The 18910-nt window shown below is 64.2% G+C and carries 23 protein-coding genes; 9 read left to right on the forward strand and 14 right to left on the reverse strand.

From position 1 onward, the window contains the following. Positions 1–33: 33 nt before the first annotated feature. Positions 34–1065, forward strand: coding sequence for an ATP-dependent 6-phosphofructokinase (locus F600_RS0116650; protein WP_018161765.1), 1032 nt, complete (start codon positions 34–36; stop codon positions 1063–1065). Positions 1066–1072: 7 nt separating this feature from the next. Here F600_RS0116650 and F600_RS0116655 read toward each other — a convergent pair whose 3' ends face one another. Then, positions 1073–1282 (reverse strand): EF-hand domain-containing protein, encoded by a 210-nt coding sequence (locus F600_RS0116655; RefSeq protein WP_018161766.1) that lies wholly within the window; start codon positions 1280–1282, stop codon positions 1073–1075. A 9-nt stretch (positions 1283–1291) separates the two neighbouring features. After that, the gene (locus F600_RS0116660) at positions 1292–1570 is read right to left on the reverse strand and encodes a GlsB/YeaQ/YmgE family stress response membrane protein (RefSeq protein WP_018161767.1); all 279 of its coding nucleotides are present in this window, start codon (positions 1568–1570) and stop codon (positions 1292–1294) included. 127 nt (positions 1571–1697) lie between these two features. On the opposite strand from F600_RS0116660, the gene F600_RS0116665 reads away from it, so the two are divergent. Further along, positions 1698–2624, forward strand: a complete 927-nt coding sequence (locus F600_RS0116665) for a DUF559 domain-containing protein (protein WP_018161768.1) — start codon at positions 1698–1700, stop codon at positions 2622–2624. Between the two features lie 65 nt (positions 2625–2689). On the opposite strand, the gene katG is transcribed toward F600_RS0116665, so the two are convergent. Together katG and F600_RS0116675 are read right to left on the reverse strand one after the other, a co-directional pair. Further along, positions 2690–4837, reverse strand: coding sequence for a catalase/peroxidase HPI (gene katG / locus F600_RS0116670; protein WP_018161769.1), 2148 nt, complete (start codon positions 4835–4837; stop codon positions 2690–2692). Between the two features lie 62 nt (positions 4838–4899). Next, the gene (locus F600_RS0116675) at positions 4900–5325 is read right to left on the reverse strand and encodes a Fur family transcriptional regulator (RefSeq protein ID WP_018161770.1); all 426 of its coding nucleotides are present in this window, start codon (positions 5323–5325) and stop codon (positions 4900–4902) included. Between the two features lie 133 nt (positions 5326–5458). Between F600_RS0116675 and F600_RS0116680 the strand changes: the two genes are divergently transcribed. Continuing rightward, positions 5459–7756, forward strand: a complete 2298-nt coding sequence (locus F600_RS0116680; protein ID WP_018161771.1) for a putative bifunctional diguanylate cyclase/phosphodiesterase — start codon at positions 5459–5461, stop codon at positions 7754–7756. Between the two features lie 13 nt (positions 7757–7769). Here the strand turns inward: F600_RS0116680 and F600_RS0116685 are convergent, their stop codons facing one another. Continuing rightward, positions 7770–8084 (reverse strand): hypothetical protein, encoded by a 315-nt coding sequence (locus F600_RS0116685; RefSeq protein WP_018161772.1) that lies wholly within the window; start codon positions 8082–8084, stop codon positions 7770–7772. 84 nt (positions 8085–8168) lie between these two features. Further along, a complete protein-coding gene (locus tag F600_RS0116690) occupies positions 8169–9182 on the reverse strand; it encodes an NAD(P)H-dependent flavin oxidoreductase (protein WP_026306616.1) in 1014 nt (337 codons plus the stop codon). A gap of 86 nt (positions 9183–9268) precedes the next feature. Here F600_RS0116690 and F600_RS0116695 point away from each other — a divergent pair, with 86 nt between their 5' ends. Genes F600_RS0116695 through F600_RS0116705 form a run of 3 tightly spaced genes read left to right on the forward strand, consistent with a single transcriptional unit; the run spans position 9269 to position 10865 of the window. Beyond that, on the forward strand, positions 9269–10132 hold the full coding sequence (locus tag F600_RS0116695; RefSeq protein ID WP_018161775.1) for an oxygenase MpaB family protein: 864 nt from the start codon (positions 9269–9271) through the stop codon (positions 10130–10132). A gap of 24 nt (positions 10133–10156) precedes the next feature. Next, complete coding sequence (locus F600_RS0116700) at positions 10157–10510, forward strand: hypothetical protein (protein ID WP_156024653.1); 354 nt, start codon at positions 10157–10159, stop codon at positions 10508–10510. Between the two features lie 40 nt (positions 10511–10550). Further along, a complete protein-coding gene (locus F600_RS0116705; protein ID WP_018161777.1) occupies positions 10551–10865 on the forward strand; it encodes a YbjQ family protein in 315 nt (104 codons plus the stop codon). Here the strand turns inward: F600_RS0116705 and F600_RS0116710 are convergent, their stop codons facing one another. Next, positions 10866–11255: a nitroreductase/quinone reductase family protein gene (locus tag F600_RS0116710; RefSeq protein WP_018161778.1), complete on the reverse strand. Its 390-nt coding sequence runs from the start codon at positions 11253–11255 to the stop codon at positions 10866–10868. A 1-nt stretch (position 11256) separates the two neighbouring features. Further along, positions 11257–12099 carry an NAD-dependent protein deacetylase gene (locus F600_RS0116715; RefSeq protein WP_081628943.1) on the reverse strand — a complete coding sequence of 281 codons (843 nt, stop codon included), beginning with the start codon at positions 12097–12099 and terminating at the stop codon, positions 11257–11259. 39 nt (positions 12100–12138) lie between these two features. On the opposite strand from F600_RS0116715, the gene F600_RS0116720 reads away from it, so the two are divergent. Further along, a complete protein-coding gene (locus F600_RS0116720; protein ID WP_018161780.1) occupies positions 12139–13200 on the forward strand; it encodes an isocitrate/isopropylmalate dehydrogenase family protein in 1062 nt (353 codons plus the stop codon). Between the two features lie 34 nt (positions 13201–13234). Here F600_RS0116720 and F600_RS28710 read toward each other — a convergent pair whose 3' ends face one another. From F600_RS28710 to F600_RS28715, 4 genes are all read right to left on the reverse strand, one after another. Further along, entirely contained in the window at positions 13235–14185 is a 951-nt protein-coding gene (locus F600_RS28710; protein WP_018161781.1) for an HAAS signaling domain-containing protein, read from the reverse strand. Further along, positions 14182–14520, reverse strand: coding sequence for a PadR family transcriptional regulator (locus F600_RS0116730; RefSeq protein ID WP_018161782.1), 339 nt, complete (start codon positions 14518–14520; stop codon positions 14182–14184). The genes F600_RS28710 and F600_RS0116730 overlap by 4 nt, the downstream gene beginning before the upstream one ends. Before the next feature lie 62 nt (positions 14521–14582). Then, positions 14583–16244 (reverse strand): NAD(P)/FAD-dependent oxidoreductase, encoded by a 1662-nt coding sequence (locus tag F600_RS0116735; RefSeq protein ID WP_018161783.1) that lies wholly within the window; start codon positions 16242–16244, stop codon positions 14583–14585. 33 nt (positions 16245–16277) lie between these two features. Continuing rightward, positions 16278–16688, reverse strand: a complete 411-nt coding sequence (locus F600_RS28715; protein WP_018161784.1) for a thiol-disulfide oxidoreductase DCC family protein — start codon at positions 16686–16688, stop codon at positions 16278–16280. 92 nt (positions 16689–16780) lie between these two features. On the opposite strand from F600_RS28715, the gene F600_RS0116745 reads away from it, so the two are divergent. Then, positions 16781–17134 carry a VanZ family protein gene (locus tag F600_RS0116745; RefSeq protein WP_018161785.1) on the forward strand — a complete coding sequence of 118 codons (354 nt, stop codon included), beginning with the start codon at positions 16781–16783 and terminating at the stop codon, positions 17132–17134. Here F600_RS0116745 and F600_RS0116750 read toward each other — a convergent pair. Beyond that, complete coding sequence (locus F600_RS0116750; protein WP_018161786.1) at positions 17131–18087, reverse strand: cation diffusion facilitator family transporter; 957 nt, start codon at positions 18085–18087, stop codon at positions 17131–17133. The two genes, F600_RS0116745 and F600_RS0116750, sit on opposite strands and share 4 nt — an antisense overlap. A gap of 42 nt (positions 18088–18129) precedes the next feature. Continuing rightward, positions 18130–18648 (reverse strand): hypothetical protein, encoded by a 519-nt coding sequence (locus F600_RS0116755; RefSeq protein WP_018161787.1) that lies wholly within the window; start codon positions 18646–18648, stop codon positions 18130–18132. A gap of 83 nt (positions 18649–18731) precedes the next feature. Between F600_RS0116755 and F600_RS31690 the strand changes: the two genes are divergently transcribed. Further along, positions 18732–18902: a hypothetical protein gene (locus F600_RS31690; RefSeq protein ID WP_018161788.1), complete on the forward strand. Its 171-nt coding sequence runs from the start codon at positions 18732–18734 to the stop codon at positions 18900–18902. The last annotated feature ends 8 nt before the right edge of the window (positions 18903–18910 follow it).

Below are 18910 nucleotides of genomic sequence, written 5' to 3' on the forward strand. Positions count from 1 at the left end.
GATCACAACTCCTCAGAACAACGGGTGCACACAATGCGAATCGGTGTCCTGACGGGCGGAGGCGACTGTCCCGGCCTCAATGCCGTCATTCGAGCGGTCGTACGGACTGCTGTCGGGAAGTACGGGCATGCCGTGGTCGGCTTCGAAGATGGCTGGCGGGGACTTCTCCAAGACCGCAAAGTCGTCCTGCTCAACGACGACCGCAATGACCGGCTGCTGGCCAAGGGCGGAACGGTGCTCGGTACCGCGCGCACGAACCCGACGAAGCTCCAAGCGGGCCTCGAGACCATCAAACAGACGCTCGACGACAACGGCATCGATGTCCTCATCCCGATCGGCGGGGAAGGAACGCTCACGGCGGCCAGCTGGTTGTCGGACGAGGGCGTCAACGTGGTCGGCGTTCCGAAGACGATCGACAACGACATCGACTGCACGGATGTCACGTTCGGACATGACACTGCGGTCAGCGTCGCGACCGACGCCATCGACCGCCTGCACACGACGGCCGAGTCGCACCAGCGCGTCATGCTCGTGGAAGTCATGGGTCGCCATGCCGGCTGGATCGCCCTGGCGTCAGGACTCGCCTCGGGCGCGCACCTGATTCTCGTTCCCGAGCAGCCGTTCGACGTCGACGAGGTATGCCGAACGGTCAAGCGCCGATTCCAGCGCGGGGACAAGCACTTCATCTGCGTGGTTGCGGAAGGGGCCGAACCGGATCCGCGATCCATGAAGCTGGCCGACGGCGGTATCGACGAGTTCGGGCACAAGCGTTTCACCGGTGTCGCGCACCAGTTGGCGATCGAAATCGAGCGCCGGATCGGGAAAGAAGTGCGCACCACCGTGCTCGGACATATCCAGCGAGGTGGCACTCCAACGCCGTTCGATCGGGTGCTCGCCACGCGATTCGGCACCTGCGCCGTGGAAGCGGCCCAAGCCGGTGACTTCGGAAAGATGGTCGCGTTGCACGGCACAAAGATCGAACTCGTGCCGTTGGCAGACGCGACCCGACGCCTCAAAACAGTGCCGGAGCAGCGCTATCAGGAGGCGTCGGTGTTCTTCGGCTGACCGCGCGTCAGCGGTCCTGCCACCAATCGACGAATTCGGTGAAGTCGATGAGGCCATTGTGGTCTTCGTCGATCGCGGCAAAGCCGATCGAGACCGATTCGCTCGACATCTCCGGGTCGAGTACGGCAATCAGCTTCGCGAATTCGGTGCTGTCAATGGCACCGTTTTCGTCGGTATCAAACTGGTCGAACGTTTCCCGGAGATCTTCGAGCGTCATGCCGCTAGGTTACGCGGTGCGCCCGCCGTGACCTGCGAACTGCCGGTAGATGAGGAGCAAGATCACCGCTCCGACGATGGCGCCGAGGAACGAGTGCTCGATCGGAGGACGGAGATCGAACTTGTGCGGTGCGAAGAGAAGGCTACTCAGCGTGCCTCCGACGTAACCGCCCAGAATTCCCAGAATGATTGTCCCGATCCAGTTCATGTTTTCTTTCCCTGGAACGAGAAGCCGTGCAACTGCCCCGGCGAGGAGACCAATGATGATCATCCCGATGATGTGCCACATGCCCGTGTCCTTTCCCGACTCGTGATCGAGTAATTCCCAGGTTATCCCTGTTCTAAAACGCTGGCACGTACCGATTTTGGGCATTTGACCGAATGGAGTACGGGAAAGTGTCCACAACCAAATTCTCGTGGAACCGCAGACCAGCGTTAAGCGTCTGCGGAGTGTGTACAACGAGAAATTCGCGCGGCGCATCGCGGCGCAAAACGGAGTCGTGACGTTGGCCCAGGCGCGGGAGAGCGGAGTTACTGACGACTCCGTCCACTACCTCGTGAAAATCGGCGAGCTCCGGGCGTTGTCGAAGGGCGTCTACCTGTCCAACACCCATCACATGAGTCATGAAGCGCGGCTTCGTGCTGCTGTTTTCGCCTGCGGCAAGGATGCCGTCGCCTCGGGACTCAGCGCTGCGTGGTGGCATGGATTGCACGATGTCGCTGTCGCTCGGCCGTCGGTAACGATCCCGGTCAAACGTCGGGTGCGACGCGTTCAGCAGTTCGACATTCGACGTCGAACGCTCGCGGACGTCGATATGGCGGTGGTTCGTGGCCTGGCCGTCTCGGGACTCGCACTCACCGTCGTCGAGGCAGCGACGGCGTTGCCTGAGGGCTCCGTGCTGATGGATCGGGCGTTGCAAACGCGCATCTCGCTGGTCAAGCTCATCGATGCGCATGAACGGAACGCCGGTCGCGATGGATCTGCGCAGGCTCGCAAGCTCTTGGAGGTGGCTTCGTCGGGAGGGCGCAGCGAGGCGGAGAAGTTGTTCCACCGAATACTTGATGCCAACGACATCTGCGGTTGGAGCGCGCAGGTCACCTCAATCGGCTATGACCTCGACCTAGCCTTCGTCCTCGAACGGGTCGCGATCGAGATCGATGGCTGGGCATTTCACCGCGACTCGGCGAGGAACTCCAGGGACATGAAGCGTCAGAACGCCCTCGCCAACGCGGGTTGGCACGTCCTGCGTTTCGATTGGCATCGGCTGACCCACGATCCGGAAGGGGTTGTCAGCGAAATCCAAAGGGCGCTCGGCCGGAACGTGGGCACTTCACCGTACTGAGTACGGCCAAATGTCCACGATCCGACCACTCCGCTGCGGAATGGCCGGATCGTGGAATGACTTACCTAGACGTCGAAACGATCGGCGTTCATGACCTTGTTCCACGCGGCGACGAAGTCGTTGACGAACTTCTCCTTCGCATCCGCGCTGGCGTAGACCTCAGCCACGGCCCGAAGCTCCGAGCTCGAGCCGAAGAGGAGGTCGACGCGGCTGGCCGTCGAGGTGACCTCGCCGGTCGAGCGATTGTGTCCCTCGAACTGGTTGTCGGTGAGCGGAGTCCACTGGGTGCCCATGTCGAGCAGGTTCGTGAAGAAGTCCGTCGTGAGCGCGCCCGGGTTCGAGGTGAAGACACCGTCCTGCGAGTCACCGTGGTTGGCACCGATGACCCGGAGGCCACCGATGAGCACGGTCATCTCGGGTGCCGTCAGGTTCAGCAGGTTGGCCTTGTCGATGAGCATGTATTCGGCCGGGATCTTGCTGGCGACTCCCACATAGTTGCGGAAGCCGTCGATCTTCGGCTCGAGGACTGCGAACGACTCGACGTCGGTCTGTTCCTGAGAAGCGTCGGCACGACCCGGGGTGAACGGAACCTCGACGTCGTAGCCGGCAGCCTTGGCGGCCTGCTCGACTCCGACCGCACCGGCGAGGACGATCAGGTCCGCCAGCGAGACGTTCTTGCCGGATGCGGCCTGAACGCCCTCGAGGGCAGCGAGAACGCCAGCCAGCTTCGCCGGCTCGTTGACGGTCCAGTTCTTCTGCGGCTCCAGACGGATCCGAGCGCCGTTGGCGCCACCGCGCTTGTCACTCGCACGGAAGGTCGAGGCCGACGCCCAGGCGACCTTGACGAGGTCGGCGGTGGACAGTCCGGTCCCGGCGATCTGCGCCTTGAGTGCAGCGATGTCGTCAGCCGACAGAGCGTCGCCCGAAGCAGCCGGCACCGGGTCCTGCCAGATCAGCTCCTCCGACGGAACCTCGGAGCCGAGGTAGCGAGCGATCGGACCCATGTCGCGGTGCGTGAGCTTGTACCAAGCGCGAGCGAAGGCGTCGGCGAACTGGTCCGGGTTCTCGAGGAAGCGACGCGAGATCGGCTCGAACTCCGGGTCGAGACGAAGTGCGAGGTCGGTCGTGAGCATCGTCGGCAGCTTGTTCGGCCCACCGTGTGCATCCGGAATCGTGGCCTCGGCGCCCTTGGCAACCCACTGGTTTGCGCCTGCCGGGCTGTGCGTGGGCTCCCATTCGTTGCCGAACAGGATCTCGAAGAAGTCGTTCGTCCACTGCGTCGGGTGTGCGGTCCAGGTGACCTCGAGGCCACTGGTGATCGCGTCTGCGCCCTTACCGGTGCCGTAGGTGCTCAACCAGCCGAGTCCCTGGGCCTCGAGCGATCCGCCCTCCGGCTCGATGCCGACGAGGTCCGGGTCTCCGGCGCCGTGCGTCTTACCGAAGGTGTGGCCACCGGCGATGAGCGCGACGGTCTCTTCGTGGTTCATGGCCATGCGGCCGAACGTCTCTTTGATGTCGACCGCTGCGGCCAGCGGGTCCGGGTTGCCGTTCGGGCCTTCCGGGTTCACATAGATGAGGCCCATCTGGACCGCGCCGAACGGGTCGTCGAGGTTGCGCTCGCCCGAGTAGCGTTCGTCGCCCAACCACTCGGTCTCCGCGCCCCAGAAGACGTCCTCGTCTGGCTCCCAGACGTCCGGACGGCCACCGGCGAAGCCGAAGGTCTTGAAACCCATCGACTCGAGGGCGACGTTGCCGGCGAAGATCATGAGGTCGGCCCACGACAGGCTCTGACCGTACTTCTGCTTGACCGGCCACAACAGGCGGCGGGCCTTGTCGAGGTTGCCGTTGTCCGGCCAGCTGTTCAGGGGAGCGAAGCGCTGCTGGCCCGTGCCCGCACCGCCGCGACCGTCACTGATGCGGTAGGTACCGGCGCTGTGCCACGCCATGCGGATCATGAGCGGGCCGTAGTGCCCGAAGTCCGCCGGCCACCAATCCTGCGAGGTCGTGAGGACCTCGGTGATGTCCTTGCGAACTTCGTTCAGATCGAGCGAAAGGAAGGCAGCTTTGTAGTCGAAGTCCGGGATCGGGTTCGAGGCCGAGACGTGCTTCCGCAGCATCTTGAGGTTGACCTGATTCGGCCACCAGTCACGGTTGCCGCCTCCGACGACAGGTTGCTTCGGCGAGAACGGGCATTCGCGGCTGCTCTCGTTCATGTCGCCGACTTTGGCGTCTGGGCTGTCAGACACAATATTTCCTTCCGGGATCTTCAGGGTTACTACTGAGAAGAAACGCACTGGGGACAAAGCCCCCAGTAGATGACTTCGGCTTCATCGATGGCGAAACCGTGGGACTCGGACGGGGCCAAACAGGGTGCGACACCGGTGGCGCAATCCACGTCTTCAACCGCTCCACATTGTCGGCATACGACGTGATGGTGGTTGTCGGCGACACGCGTCTCATATCGAGCCACGAGCCCCCGAGGCTGAATCCGGCGCAGCAGTCCTGCGTCGGTGAGCGCCTTGAGGACGTCGTAAACCGCCTGGTGCGACACTGCACCGATGCTGTCCCGGACACGTCCGATGATGGAGTCCGTGTCCGAGTGGGGGTTCGCGTGAACAGTGCTCAGCACCGCGACCCGGGGTGCGGTCACCCGCAGGTCGACGGTACGGAGCATGTGTTCGAAGTCACTCGGGGCGAGCACGGTTCCGAGTCTGCACCCTTTTCTTGATCGATTCAAGTATTTGGGTTATTCGATTTCAAGATCGTGTCCGGCGCTCTGCGTCTAATCGATCTAGATCGCCTGTGAACGGCTGTGCGCAACTTACGATGAGCCGGTGCCGTCCGAAAGCGCCGCGCTCAACTCCAATCTGCCTCGCGCAGATGGATTGTGGCGTCACCCGAGGCTGACGATCCGTGCCCTTTCGCAGGGCTTCCTGCTCACCGTGATCCTCAGTTTCCTCATCACGGTGATTCCTGGCGTGCGATCGAACGCCGGTTACTCGGTGTGGCTCGACGGTGTCTGGCAGAGTTCGGCGTTCTTCTCCGCCGCGATCATCTGCACCCTGCGGGTTCGGACGCAGAGCAAGCAGCGGGCGTTCTGGTACCTGATCAACGCGGCCCTGTACTGCGATGCGATCGCCCAAACGCTGTGGTTCTGGCTTGTCGGCCAAGCTGATGCCGGCCAGGCATCCCCGGCCGACATTTTGTGGATCACCTACTACATCCTGATCTTGTTCGCGCTGGGGATGTTGATCCATGGTCGTGTCCGCGGGCTGAAGAACACGGTCATCGCGGACGCAGCGGTCGTGTGCTTTGGCGCCGCTGCCGCGGGTTCAGCGGCCATGAGCCCATACCTCAAGGTTTCGCCCGGCGGTTTCGTCTACAACCTCGTGAACATTGGGTATCCGATTCTCGACCTGGCGTTCATGGTCACGATCCTCGGCTTCGTCACGGTCTTCCGCTGGCGGCCCCCGCCCGGGGTCTGGGTCCTCTTCGCCGCGCTGACGGTGTTGATCGCGGCCGATCTGCTGTTCGAGGTCGAGGTGGCGGGCGCGGACTACTTTGCCGGCGGTTTCGGGGACGGTCTCTACGTCACGGCCGCGACCGTCGCAGCACTCGGGCCGGGCTGGCGCCGGAAGAAAGTGCCATACGTCCCGCGGTGGTTGCCAACGGTTTTTCCGGTCATCGCCACGGTCGCCGCGGTGGTCGTGCTGCTTCTGCACGACGCTTCGGGCGCGTCGCAGATCCCACGCTGGTTGGCGCTGGCCGCAGTCGCCGCGGCCGGCGCGCGGCTGAGTTTGGCGTATTCGGAAACGCGGCGGAGCGCGGACCTGTCGCGGCTCGCCCATACCGACGACCTCACCAGTCTGCTCAATCGTCGTGGCTTCTTCCGCGCGCATCGGGGGTTGGTGCGTCCGCGCCCGACTCCGCACGCGATTTTCGTCCTCGATTTCGACCGCTTCAAGGACATCAACGACAACCTCGGTCACCACTCGGGCGACGACCTCCTGCGGGCGTCCGCGCGCCGAATCGTCGACGCGATGCCCGCGGGAAGCCTCATCGCCCGATTCGGCGGCGACGAATTCGTCATCTCGGTCCCGGTTTCTCGGCGTCCGGAAGCCGAGGCCCTCGCCAATTCACTGTTCACTGGCCTGACGAGGCGATTCGACCTCGCCGGCTTGGACGTGCGCGTTGGGGTGAGCATCGGGATTGCGATGTGCCCGGACCACGGGACGACGACGACGGCACTGCTGCGGCACGCAGATCTTGCGATGTATCAGTCCAAGCGAAGCGGGTCCGGGCCGGCGTTCTATTCGATCGACACGCCCCGCGAGGAGACCATCAGTTCGGGCCGGTCAGGACTCCAACTCCTTGCCGAGTTCCGAACCGCGATCGACGAACAGACGCTTGATGTCCACTACATGCCGATCCACAACGTCGCCAATGGGTCGATCGACGGGGCAGAGGCGCTCCTGCGCTGGCATCACCCGGATCACGGACTGCTGGGCCCCGGGCTTCTCCTGCCGCTGGCGATCCGGAATGGGTTGATGAAGGACTTGACCCACTCGGTGCTCGCGTGCGCCCTGCAGGAAGTGCGGCAGTGGCGCGAGGTCGCGCACGACATGTCGGTTTCGGTGAATGTCTCGCCGTCGATTCTGGAGCAAGACAATCTCGTCGATTCGGTGTTGAACGCCGTCCATGACGCTGGACTCCCGCCGTCGGCGCTCGTCGTCGAGATCACCGAGGACAACTTCGTCGGCGACTACAGCCGCACCCGCCACATCTTGGACGACCTTCGGTCGGCGGGCGTTCGGATCAGCCTCGACGACTTCGGATCCGGGCATTCGATCCTCGAGTATCTGCGCGAACTCACCATCGACGAGCTCAAACTCGATCGTTCGTTCATTCAGGAACTCGCGTCGGACGCGCGCACGGCCGCGATCGTGTCGGCGATCACGTCGCTCGCGCACACGTTGAATGTCCGGGTGGTCGCCGAGGGTGTGGAAACCGCCGAAGGGGAGGCCGAACTACGCGGTTACGGGTGCGACCTCGTGCAGGGCAACTACTACTCGGTACCGCTCCCGGCCGCGAGCATGCGCGAGTACGTACGGGCACACTTTCAAACGCAGTGAACGAGCGCGGACGTCACTCTGACGACTTCGGCACGAAGATGCCGGTCAGGTCCGCATTCTTGATCGGCGTCTTCGCGTTCTGCTGAACGCGGCACAGGAGGTCGATGGCGGTGATGCCGGAATCGACTTGCTGCTGGGTCGGATCCTGATCCTTGTTCTGCTCTTTGAGGAACTTGGTCACCGTGACGCGCTGCTCATCCTTGGCTTGTGCGATGTATTCGTTGCACGGTGTGTCGCCGCCCTTATTGAGTACCTCGACCTTGGCGCAGCCGGAGAGGCTGAGCAGGACGGCGGAAGCCGCGAAGGTGGCGGCGAGTACGCGTTTCATCAGTAAGTCACACCTTTGTGCTGAGCGGTTCGATCGGTTCTTGATTGTTTTCCCGATTTTGGTGCGCTCTAACAATTTCCGCGCTCAAACCGCATCGGTGAGCCACCGGATCACGCCCGTCGCGGGACCGTCCGGTGCCGAGGTGTAGCCCGTTCCGGCCCACAGATGAAGGCGACCCGGGTCACCGGCCTGGCTCGCGGCCTGTCGCAGCGGCCGGGTGAGGTGGTGGATCTCCGGGTACCCGAACGGCGCCAAGGCTTCGTGGCGATCGATGAAACCATTGCGCAGTCCGCGCGCCGTCCGACCCGTGAAGGCGTGCGTCAGCACGGTCTCGGAGAATGCCGGGTCGGCGAGTGCGTCGCGGTGGGTGCGCGAGGTGCCGGCTTCGTCAGTTCTGAGCAGGAGCGTGCCGACCGCAACGGCCTCCGCGCCGGATTCCAGCAGTGCGCGCACGGCCGAGGGGCCGTCGACACCACCCGCGGCCACGATCGGAAGCGGGGTGACCGATCGGACCGCGCGCACGAGTTCGGCAGTCGACGTCTCCTCGATGGTTCGCTGTGGATCGAACGTCGCGCTGTGACCACCGGCAGAGGCACCTTGCACGACCAACGCGTCCGCGCCGAGGTCGTACGCGGCCCGGGCCTCGTCGGGCGTAGTCACCGACGCAAAGACCGTCGTGCCCGCCTTTTTCAGGCGCGCGAGGTCGGCGTGAGACGGCAATCCGAACGTGAAGGACACCGCGGGCACGGGGCTGGCAACGAGCAGGTCGATTTTGGCGTCCCAGTCATCGTCGTCGGACCGGGGAATCAGCGGGAGTTCGGCGCCGAGCGCGTCCGCTTCCGCCTGCAGTTCGGCGCGATACCTGCGGTACTCCTCAGCGGTAATCGTGGTGGCGCTGGGGACGAAGAGGTTGACCCCGAAACCGCCGACCGAGCGCACCTGACGGATTTCCTCGGCGAGCGCCTCGACAGATTTGTATCCCGCTGCGAGAAAAGGGAATCCACCTGATCCGTGCACCGCGATCGACAGCGCGACCGTGGTGGGGCCGCCGGCCATGGGCGCCGCGACGATCGGAATTGCGGAATCGAGCAAACTCACCGAATTCTCCTTCCCCGAATTCTCAGAGTAGGTCGTCTGGCGTCCTACTCTGGGAATGACCGATCATCGACGATCTGGGAGTGCACGTGGCCCGTAAAGATCGAAACGCGGGGCTCGACCCCGATACCGACTATGAACAGATAAACCGGAACGTCGGGCTGTACGACTTTCCGTGGGACGGGATGCAGGCCCTCGGACTCGCACTGTTCCGGACATATGCCGTGCCGAGCATCGGCCGACTCCTGCACGAGACCGGCGAATTCGAAACCGCGACCCAGAAGCGGCACGACGACACCGGACTTCTCCTCGAAATCCCTGGGGAGAAGGGGCTCGACAGTTTCGACGGCCGCGCGGCCGTCCGCCGGATCAATCAGATGCATCACCTGTACAAGATTTCGAACGACGACATGCGGTACGTCCTGTCGACGTTCGTTGTCGTCCCGATTCGCTGGATCGAGGCATACGGCTGGCGGAGGCTGACCGACGGCGAAGTCCGGGCCGGTGTTCGCTACTACCAGGAACTCGGCCGGCGGATGGGCATCAAGGAGATTCCGCAGACATACGCCGAGTTCGCGGAGTTCATGGACGACTACGAAGTGGAGAACTTTGGCTTCGACCAAGGTGGACGACAAGTGGCGGACGCGACGCTCGACCTGCTGGCGTCGTTCTATCCGCTGATCCCGAACCGCATGATGAAGCACTTTTCGCGATGTCTCATGGATCGGCCGCTCCTGGACGCGTTCGGCTACGAGGTACCGAGTGCGTCATCGAGGTGGCTCGCGCGTCAGTCGCTCGTGCTGCGCGGCAAGTTCGTCGCAATGCTCCCGGCGCGCAAACGCCCTAAGTACCTTCGCGACCGGCGACGCGTACGCAGCTATCCGCACGGTTTCGATCTCGCCGATCTTGGATCGCGAGCCGTCCACGACGTGATATCCCGTAAGTCTGCATAACCGGATCAACGTAAGGCGGCGCAGTTGTCCTTCGTCACCGCTCTTATTCGCGTTAATTACCGGGTCGTGCGGACTCCCGCGGATTTCGTTCGCCGGAAGGTCCTCAACCGTCTCCCCGGAGATTCGCTGGTGCGCCTCACGGCCGATGGCGCGATTGGTCTGGCGGATGCGGTCATCGGCCGCATCACCGGTGACGAAGAAATGCGCAAGCGCGGCGGAGCGATGGCGAAGACTGTGACCGACGCTCTCCAGGTGGGGGCGCCGCGGACGTCGAACATCGACCCGCACAGTGCGTTGACCCCACCCCCGTTCGATCCGTCATTGCAGCGGACCGACATCCCCGGTGGCCTCGAAATCGACGGGTACATGTCGACCTGATTTCATCCGTCGACGAGCATGTTCGCCCTACGGTTGACCCATGATCATCGTGACCAGCAATGACATCCCCGGGGCAACCGTCACACGCACGATCGGCGAGGTCTTCGGACTGACGGTCCGGTCCCGTCACATCGGTTCCAACATCGCGGCCGGATTCAAGTCGCTTGCCGGCGGTGAGCTTCGGGGCATCACCCAGCTCCTGCAGGAGGCGCGCGGCGAGGCTCTGCAGCGCCTTGCGGAAGAGGCAACCCGCGCGGGCGGAAACGCCGTGGTCGCCTTTCGCTTCGAGACGACCGAGTACGCCGGCACCGGCGTCGAGGTCTGCGCCTATGGCACGGCCGTCATCATCGCCTGATCAGTCGAAGTCGATCCGGATCGTCAGGCGTTCGGTTCCCGCGAGCCGCACCCCGACGCTGTTGATGCCACCAAGGTCGGCCAGGCGCGCGTCGGTGTCGTCGTCCGGGAGCAGGACGGCGGTTCCCGCGTGCCACACCCCGCGGATCCGGACCCGAACCGCGGGGTTGGCCTCGATGTTGCGCACGTAGTCGGACTGGTAGCCGTGTTCGGAGACCATCCAGAAGCTGCCGCCTCGGCGTTTGCCCCCGATGGGGGTCTGGCGGGGCAGGCCGCTCTTGCGGCCGATCGTCTCGATCATCGGAACGCCGCCGCTCTTGCGGACGAGCGGATTGATGACCGTTCGCTGCGCGGTGTGGACGAGACGAAACTTCAGCTTGTCCAGTGCCATTTCAGTTCCTCGTGAGTTCGATAACCAGCTGATTCAGGACTTCCGAGCAGCCGGCGTGAAGTTTGCGCGTGGCGAGATCGTCGCCGCGCGTGTCACCCCGGTTGATGATGACAACCGGCTTGCCGTGCTTGGCGGCATGCCGTACGAACCGGAAACCCGACATCACCGTCAACGACGACCCGGCGACGAGCAGGGCGTCCGCATCGTCGAGCATCGCGAAGGCGGCGTCCACCCGTTCGCGCGGCACGTTCTCCCCGAAGTAGACGATGTCGGGTTTGAGCATTCCCTCGCACAGTGGGCAATCGATCATCCGGAAATGTTCGGTGCGATCGATGACGGCATCGGCATCCGGTGCCACCTCCAGACCGGTCAGGCTCGCGGCCGTGAAATCTGGGTTGAGTTGCTCCAGCGTCTCGGCCAGGGCATACCGTGACTGCCGATGCCGGCATCGCAGACAGACGACCTGGGCGTACGTGCCGTGCAGGTCGACCACTCGGCGGGACCCTGCCTTCGTGTGCAGGAGATCGATGTTCTGGGTGATCACGCCGTTGAGTGCCCCAGCGCGTTCGAGAGTGGCAAGGGCGCGGTGGCCGCCGTTCGGTTGTGCACCATCGACGATCCGCCAGCCGACATGGTTCCGAGCCCAGTAGCGGCGGCGGAAGTCGGCGTCGCCGACAAACTGCTGGTACGTCATGGGATTGCGCGGCGGAGAATCCGGACCGCGATAGTCGGGGATGCCCGAATCGGTCGACATGCCAGCTCCGGTGAGCGCGACGGTCGTGGCGCCGGCCAGCAGCGCGCTGATCTCGCTGATCTGCTCAGGCAGCTCCGCGGTTCGCGTCATGCTCACCAGGTTAGCCACTGAAGATGATCTGATGGACCCATGCGAATCGGTCTGATCGAGGGCGATGGAATTGGACCGGAAGTCGTCGCGGCCGCCCGTCAGGTCGTCGACACCGCGCTGGCGAACCACCGGCGGGCCGTCGACTGGGTTCCGCTGCTGCTGGGCCACGCCGCCATCGATGCCCTCGGTTCGCCGATGCCGGAAGAGACCATCAACGGACTCGACGGGCTTGACGCCTGGATTCTCGGCCCGCACGACAACGTCTCGTACCCTGCCGAGCATCGGGTAGGGCCGCCGCCCGGCGGATTCATTCGCAAGCGGTACGGGCTCTTCGCGAATATTCGCCCGGCGCGCACGTTCGCTGGTGTGCCGTCGATCGGACGCTCAATGGATCTGGTCATCGTCCGCGAGAACACCGAGGGTTTCTACAGCGACCGCAATATGTTCGTGGGGTCGGGGGAGTTCATGCCGACCGCCGACGTTGCGATGCAGGTCGGCGTAGTGACTCGGGCAGCGTGCGAACGGATCGCTCAGATCGCCTTCGAACTCGCACAAAGCCGCCGACGGCAGGTGACGGTGGTGCACAAAGCGAACGTCCTGCCACTGACGACCGGGCTTTTCCGCGATGTGTGCCGCGAAGTCGGTGAGGCATTTCCCGACGTCGAGTTGGTCGACGAGCACGTCGACGCGATGGCTGCCTTGCTCGTGCGCCGCCCCGACGATTTCGATGTCATCGTCACCGAGAACTTGTTCGGCGACATCCTCTCCGATCTCGCGGGGGAGTTGGCCGGATCGATCGGGCTCTCGGCATCGTTGAACTGCTCGACGACGAAGGCGATGGCCCAGGCTGTCCACGGCGCCGCGCCGACGATCGCCGGTCAGAACCTCGCGAACCCGGTCGCCACGATCCTGTCGTCTGCGATGTTGTTGCGCTGGTTGAGCATTCGCTTGGAGGACGCGGTCCTCGCGGAGTGTGCCACGTCGATCGAAGAGGCGACCGCGGTCACCCTCGAGTCCGGCGTTCGCACGCCGGACCTCGGGGCAGCCGCGTCGACGTCGGAGTTCACCGACCGAGTGTGTGCAGCGATCAGCCGAGGCTGATTTCTGCCTCGCGCGCCTTCAGGAAGGCCTGCGATCAGTTGATCACCACGATGATTCCGATCAGCACCCAGCAGTTCGCCGCGAGCCATGTCACGAGGTTGGTGACGTCTGGCTGGTTGATTTCGGTTTTGATCGTGGAGATGAAGGCTGGGTTGACGAGCCGGTGGCTGATGGTCAGACCGGCGACAACCGCGACGAAGGCGGCGTTGGCGATACCGTTCGCCCAAGCCAGCGAGTACGTCCAGTGTCCGGTGCGGAACTTCGCGATCTCGACCACGACGAACGCGGCAAGCGTCAGGTAGATCGCGATGATCCAGCCGTGCCAGAGATCGGGGTGGAAGAGCGCGACGCTCTTGCCATCCGCATTGAGCAGGTACGAATGGTCCTTCTGCCACACCAGGAACACCGCGATCATCGCGATGCCGATGAGGCTCCAGATGAATTCGCCGAGGCCGACCCGGGTGGCCTTGACGTGGTCGGGGAGCTTGTCCGGCGTCCAATCATCGACAAGTCCCTTGGGGGCCCGGCCTTCCTTGCGTTCGATCAGCGCGAAGACCAACGTGACCCAGAAGAAGATGTGGAACACAACCTGGGCCGCGGCTCCGACGCCTTGCCCGACCGCCGCCGAGACTGAACTGTCGGCGATGAGCGCCGACACCGTCGCCACGATGCCGACGATGACCGGCACGAGCGGAACGAGGGTGCGCAGCAAGGCGACGTAGGACGGGAAGTACTCCGGCCCGATGAGGTGCGCGGGCTTGTCCCGGTACTTCATCGCGAGCACTCTGGGGTCGCCGAGATCTTTCAGAACTTCACGCTCGGCGTTCTCCGGGGTGATGCCGCCATCGCCGATTCGACCCTCGACGGTGTCGGCGATCGTTCCTCGAAGCTCTGCGGCGATGTCGGCACGCTGCGCCTCGGGCAGTCGACGAGCGACTTCGGCGATGTAGCGCTCAGAGAGCGTATGGGCAGTGGAACTGGTCATCGCTGGTCTCCTTGCGCAATGGATTTCAGGGTGTTGTCGAGGGTTCGCCATTCGGCGAGAAGGACGTCCAGCAGTTGATTGCCGTCGTCGCTGACCGTGTAGAACTTGCGCGGACGAACGTCCTCGGTGTTCCACTCGCTGCGGAGCAACCCTTGCTTCTCGAGGCGGCGAAGGAGGGGATAGAGGGTGTTCGTATCGACCTCGACGCCCGCTTTGTTCAGCGTCTCGAGCAGCGAGTATCCGTACTGCGGGGACTGCAGCAACGACAGGCACGCCACGACGACGGTGCCCCTTCGCAGCTCTTGCAGGTGTCCCGCGAGAATCTCTTCTGTCACGAGTCAAACGATGGCGTGCGACGCACACTATCGTCTAGCGCGCTATGAAGTGACGCCAACCATTACGAGGTCTGACGCGCCATTTCGGCGAGCCATGTGTGTACGAGCGGCACGACCGACGCGCCTTCGCCACTCGCCGACGCCACCCGCTTCATCGAGCCACCGCGGATATCGCCGATGGCGAAGACGCCGGGCACCGTGGTCGCCAGGTCCTCCGGCGGAAGGCCGTCGATCCAGGCTTCCTGCGGAACGTCCCGACCGGTGAGCACGAATCCGCGGTCGTCCGTGGCGATGGAGCCCGACAGCCAGTCGCAGTGCGGTTCGGCGCCGAGGAGGAGGAACAGCCCGCCCACGGCGATGCGCGTGGTATCGCCGGTGCGGGTATCGGTGAGACCGATCCATTCCAGGGAGTCGTCGCCGTCCCCGTCCGTGACCTCCGTGCACGTCTGCACGGTGATGCGGGGGGTGTGTTTGATCTCGCCGATCAGGTATGCGGACATCGTCTCGTCGAGGCTCGGGCGTCGAACGATCAGGCGTACCGATCGCGCGAAGCGAGCCAGGTGTACCGCGGCCTGACCAGCGGAGTTGCCCCCACCCACGACCACGACATCGCGGCCGTCCATCTCGCGCGAGGCCGTGAGGGCGGCGCCGTAGTAGACACCCCGGCCGACGAGTTCCTCGAGGCGTTCGACGCCGAGCTTTCGGTATGAAACGCCCGTCGCGACAACCACCGACCGTGCGCGAATTCGACCGCCGTCGGTGACGAGTTCGTGCGGCTCACCCGGCTCGATCGCGGTGACCGGCCATCCGGTGAAGAACTGTGCCCCGAACCGGATCGCCTGGCTGCGGGCACGCTGCGACAAGCGCATGCCCGAGATTCCCCGCGGGAAGCCGAGGTAGTTCCGGATCATCGAACTGGTGCCGGCCTGGCCGCCGATCGCGCCGGATTCGAGCACGACCGTCGACAGCCCCTCGGAGGCGCCGTAGACGGCGGCCGCAAGTCCCGCGGGGCCTGCTCCGACGACGGCGAGGTCGACGACGTCCGGCACGTTGACGTGATCCGGCGAGCCATACAGCCGCCGGGCGATATCGCTCACCGATCGGGGTACGGCGACGCTCTTGTTCATGGCCCACACGAGCGGATAGCCGCTGTTCTCCGGAGCCAGATCGCGAATCATGCGGCCGACTTCGCTGTCCGGCGAGTAAACGCGATAGGGCATGCCCATCCGGTCGAAGAAGTCGCGAATCTCCATCACGAGAGTCGAATTGACCGGGGTGATGATTTTGGCGGTCACCGCCTCGGGGTCGGGGACCGTCGAGCCCCAGTCCGACAGCATGTCGGTGATCGCGTGGTGGAACTCCTCATCGCGCGGTCCGCGGGGCATCAGTAGGTACGCGTCGTATTTGCCCTTCGCCATTCCCATTCGCAGGGGCTGTGAATCGCGAAGGAACCGTTCCATCGGCGTGACGATCGCACGGCGCGCAGTGGGGACCGCCGCACGCCATTGCGCGAACGCGTGCAGCACGGGGGCGTCCGGCAATTCGGAGTCGCTGACGAACAACGCGACCAGCCGGCCGCTTTCGACAACGCGCTCGGCCTCTTTGAGCGCCTGTTCGGCCGAACGGGCGGGAATGAGCTCGTAGTCGCGCGCGTACCGCCCGAATTCTTCGACGAGAAAGTCGGCGTGCTCTTCGGACGTCAGCAGGATCGCAGGTCGCTCCACGATCGGATCATATGGCTAAGACGGGCTGCTCGGTCAGGCGAGAAAGCGCGCGCGTTCCTTCGGAGAGGGGATGTGGCAGCGCGGCGCCCGCTGGAAGCGCTTCCGGTTCCGGGCGATGAAGTCATAAACGAAGTCGCGCAGACGTTCCGGAAGGAGCAACCCGATCCCCAGCACCGACCACGGCAGACCCAGGAGAATCGCAGTCCGCAGAATGGCATCGGACTTCACGTAGGCGTTTCCGCGAGCCAGCAGAACGACGGTGTCGGGAGTCTGCGGATCGAGACCGAGTTCCCGGTACAGGTGCTGGCCGGTGTCGGAACCGATTGACAGGAAACGGAACTGGCCGGGTCGGTCGAGACGGAGAACGAGTCTGACGCTGCCCGTGCACATCGCGCAGTCGCCGTCGTACATCAGGACCGGATCGGGTCCGAGTTCGTCAGGCATTGCGTTCCTCCACGGGTTTCTGCCGCAAACATTCGTGTCGACATTCCGGCTGCTCACCACATTCTCCCATCGAGGATGACACCATTTCTGGCGTGCCCATCGTCCGGACCATCATGCGCTTCGTGTTCCCGGCCGTGGTGGCGCTGTCGATCATGGTGCTGTTCGTGCCGATGCCCCCGGGACCGGCGCACCTGCCGGACAAGCTGGTGCACATCATCACCTTCGCTGGGCTTGCCGGGAACGGCGTTCTCGCACAGTTTCGGCGTGACTGGCTCGTGGGGGCACTTCTCGCCTACGCGGTCGGGAGTGAGATCCTGCAGGGGCTGCTTCCGATCCAACGTCACGCGGACTGGCGAGACGCGGTCGCGGACACGGTGGGGATCGTGATCGGGCTGGTTGCCGGGCACCTCACGAACAAGGCCTTGACGAGGGTGCTGCCGGCTTAACGGTGCGCGAGGCTCGGCTCGTCGGGCGCCGACAGCCCGAGGATCGCCTTGACGACCCGCGGGTTTCCGTCTTCGATCGCCCTTTCCAGAAAGCGAAGCGTGACCGCGACGTGCGACTCGACGAAGTCGCCGGCGAGGTCGACGCTCGCGATGAGAATGGTCTGTCGCGGGCCCACGAACTCCATCCGCAGATAGGTGACCCGGTCGATTTGATCCATGCCGAGGAGCGTCGTGAGGGCGGCGCCGCGTAGCTGCGACGAGGCCTCTTCGCCGAGCAGAAATCTGCGGTTGCGGTCGATCAACACGACGGCGATCACGCCGAGGAGCAGCCCCACGGCGATCGAACCGAGCGCGTCGGGGATCGGCGACCCGGTCAGTTGGTGCAGGAGAATTCCGACGAAGGCGATGGCGAGACCGACGAGGGCAGCGGCATCTTCGGCGAACACCGCGCGGGTTGTCGGGTCGGAGGTGCGCATTGCGTGTTCGAGGACCGTGCGATCGGCCTTGCGTGCCTCGCCGCGTAGTTGCCGGATCGCCTGAGTGAACGAAATGCTTTCCAGGACAAACGAAATGGCCAGCACAATGTAGGCCACGGCGAACTCGGACGACGGCTCAGGCGAGAGGAGCTCCTGCACGCCGTGGGTGATCGAGACCCCGGCTCCGAGGGCGAACAATCCGAACGCGGCGAACATCGACCAGATGTAGGCCTCCCGTCCATACCCCACCGGATGGGCGGCATCCGGCTTGCGCAGACTGCGCCGGTTGGCGATGAGGAGCAGGACTTCGTTGCCCGCATCGGCCCACGAGTGCGCTGCTTCGGCGAGCATCGATGCAGAGGCGGTGATGATCGCGGCCACCGTCTTGGCCACTGCGATGAGGAGGTTCGCCGCGAACGCGAGGATGACAGTCAGGAGGCTTTCGGACGGGGTGTCGTTCGACGCAGGCGCGGTCACAACACCTAGTAAACCGACACCGGCGACACCGTGCTTGCCATCTCAGCGCAACCGCACCATGGGAAACGGCCGAAGCGGATGGCTCACCGCATATTTCGTGAGTTCCCGGGCCAGGTAGCGGTGGAAACCCGCGTTGGGGAACTCCGCGGACACGGTGGCGATCTGATCCCGGCTCAGTCCGTTGCGGACCAGACCGCGACTGAAGTCGGTGAGGTCGGCTTTGCGAAAAGCCTCGAGCTCGGGGTCTGCGAACGGCAACAGCGCGTGATGGCCCTCGACGAGCGCAATGGCTCGGCTCGCATCCGCGATTCCGAACTGTGGGGCCAGCTCGCGGGCGAGCGCGGCCGACGGTGCGATGTAGTCGACTGTCCCGGCCGTCCACACGCCGAGATCGTGCACTGCCCAGGCGAGTGCGACGTCCGTATCGAGTGGCTTTCCGGTCAACAGCACGTGGTAATTCGCGGCCCGGAGGACATGGTTGCGGTACGCGTCGTACTGGGCCCCGAGATCGGACGCATAGCGACCGAGCACGTCGTCGATGACCGCGTTATGTGAGAACACCCTGAGAGTTTCGCACCTCGAGTTTGGCCTGTCGCCGATCCGGGAAAACGACCCTCCAGTTGTCGTAGCTAGGCGAGGTCGACATGAGGCCGGTGAATATTCTCAGCAACAACGAGCTGAGGGGCGAGTTCTTCGCGTTCGGCGAGCTCGCGCAGCAGTTGCGCATCGAGGGATTGCAGAGGGCGTCGCGCCATATGGCCGCGCGACAGCGTGCGTGCCTCGGGGAGATGACCCGCCGCGCCGAGCTGAACTGAACTAATGC

Source organism: Smaragdicoccus niigatensis DSM 44881 = NBRC 103563 (genome assembly GCF_000380645.1).
In the GTDB taxonomy this organism is placed as follows: domain Bacteria; phylum Actinomycetota; class Actinomycetes; order Mycobacteriales; family Mycobacteriaceae; genus Smaragdicoccus; species Smaragdicoccus niigatensis.

What these genes read in the sequence shown, in the direction of transcription:
- F600_RS28715 (WP_018161784.1), bottom strand. Translation starts at nt 16,688, where the DNA reads ATGCCTGACGAACTCGGACCCGATCCGGTCCTGATGTACGACGGCGAC.
- F600_RS0116650 (WP_018161765.1), top strand. Translation starts at nt 34, where the DNA reads ATGCGAATCGGTGTCCTGACGGGCGGAGGCGACTGTCCCGGCCTCAAT.
- F600_RS0116685 (WP_018161772.1), bottom strand. Translation starts at nt 8,084, where the DNA reads ATGAAACGCGTACTCGCCGCCACCTTCGCGGCTTCCGCCGTCCTGCTC.
- F600_RS0116715 (WP_081628943.1), bottom strand. Translation starts at nt 12,099, where the DNA reads ATGACGCGAACCGCGGAGCTGCCTGAGCAGATCAGCGAGATCAGCGCG.
- F600_RS0116705 (WP_018161777.1), top strand. Translation starts at nt 10,551, where the DNA reads ATGATCATCGTGACCAGCAATGACATCCCCGGGGCAACCGTCACACGC.
- F600_RS0116660 (WP_018161767.1), bottom strand. Translation starts at nt 1,570, where the DNA reads ATGTGGCACATCATCGGGATGATCATCATTGGTCTCCTCGCCGGGGCA.
- F600_RS28710 (WP_018161781.1), bottom strand. Translation starts at nt 14,185, where the DNA reads ATGACCAGTTCCACTGCCCATACGCTCTCTGAGCGCTACATCGCCGAA.
- F600_RS0116655 (WP_018161766.1), bottom strand. Translation starts at nt 1,282, where the DNA reads ATGACGCTCGAAGATCTCCGGGAAACGTTCGACCAGTTTGATACCGAC.
- F600_RS0116720 (WP_018161780.1), top strand. Translation starts at nt 12,139, where the DNA reads ATGCGAATCGGTCTGATCGAGGGCGATGGAATTGGACCGGAAGTCGTC.
- F600_RS31690 (WP_018161788.1), top strand. Translation starts at nt 18,732, where the DNA reads ATGAGGCCGGTGAATATTCTCAGCAACAACGAGCTGAGGGGCGAGTTC.
- katG (WP_018161769.1), bottom strand. Translation starts at nt 4,837, where the DNA reads ATGAACGAGAGCAGCCGCGAATGCCCGTTCTCGCCGAAGCAACCTGTC.
- F600_RS0116710 (WP_018161778.1), bottom strand. Translation starts at nt 11,255, where the DNA reads ATGGCACTGGACAAGCTGAAGTTTCGTCTCGTCCACACCGCGCAGCGA.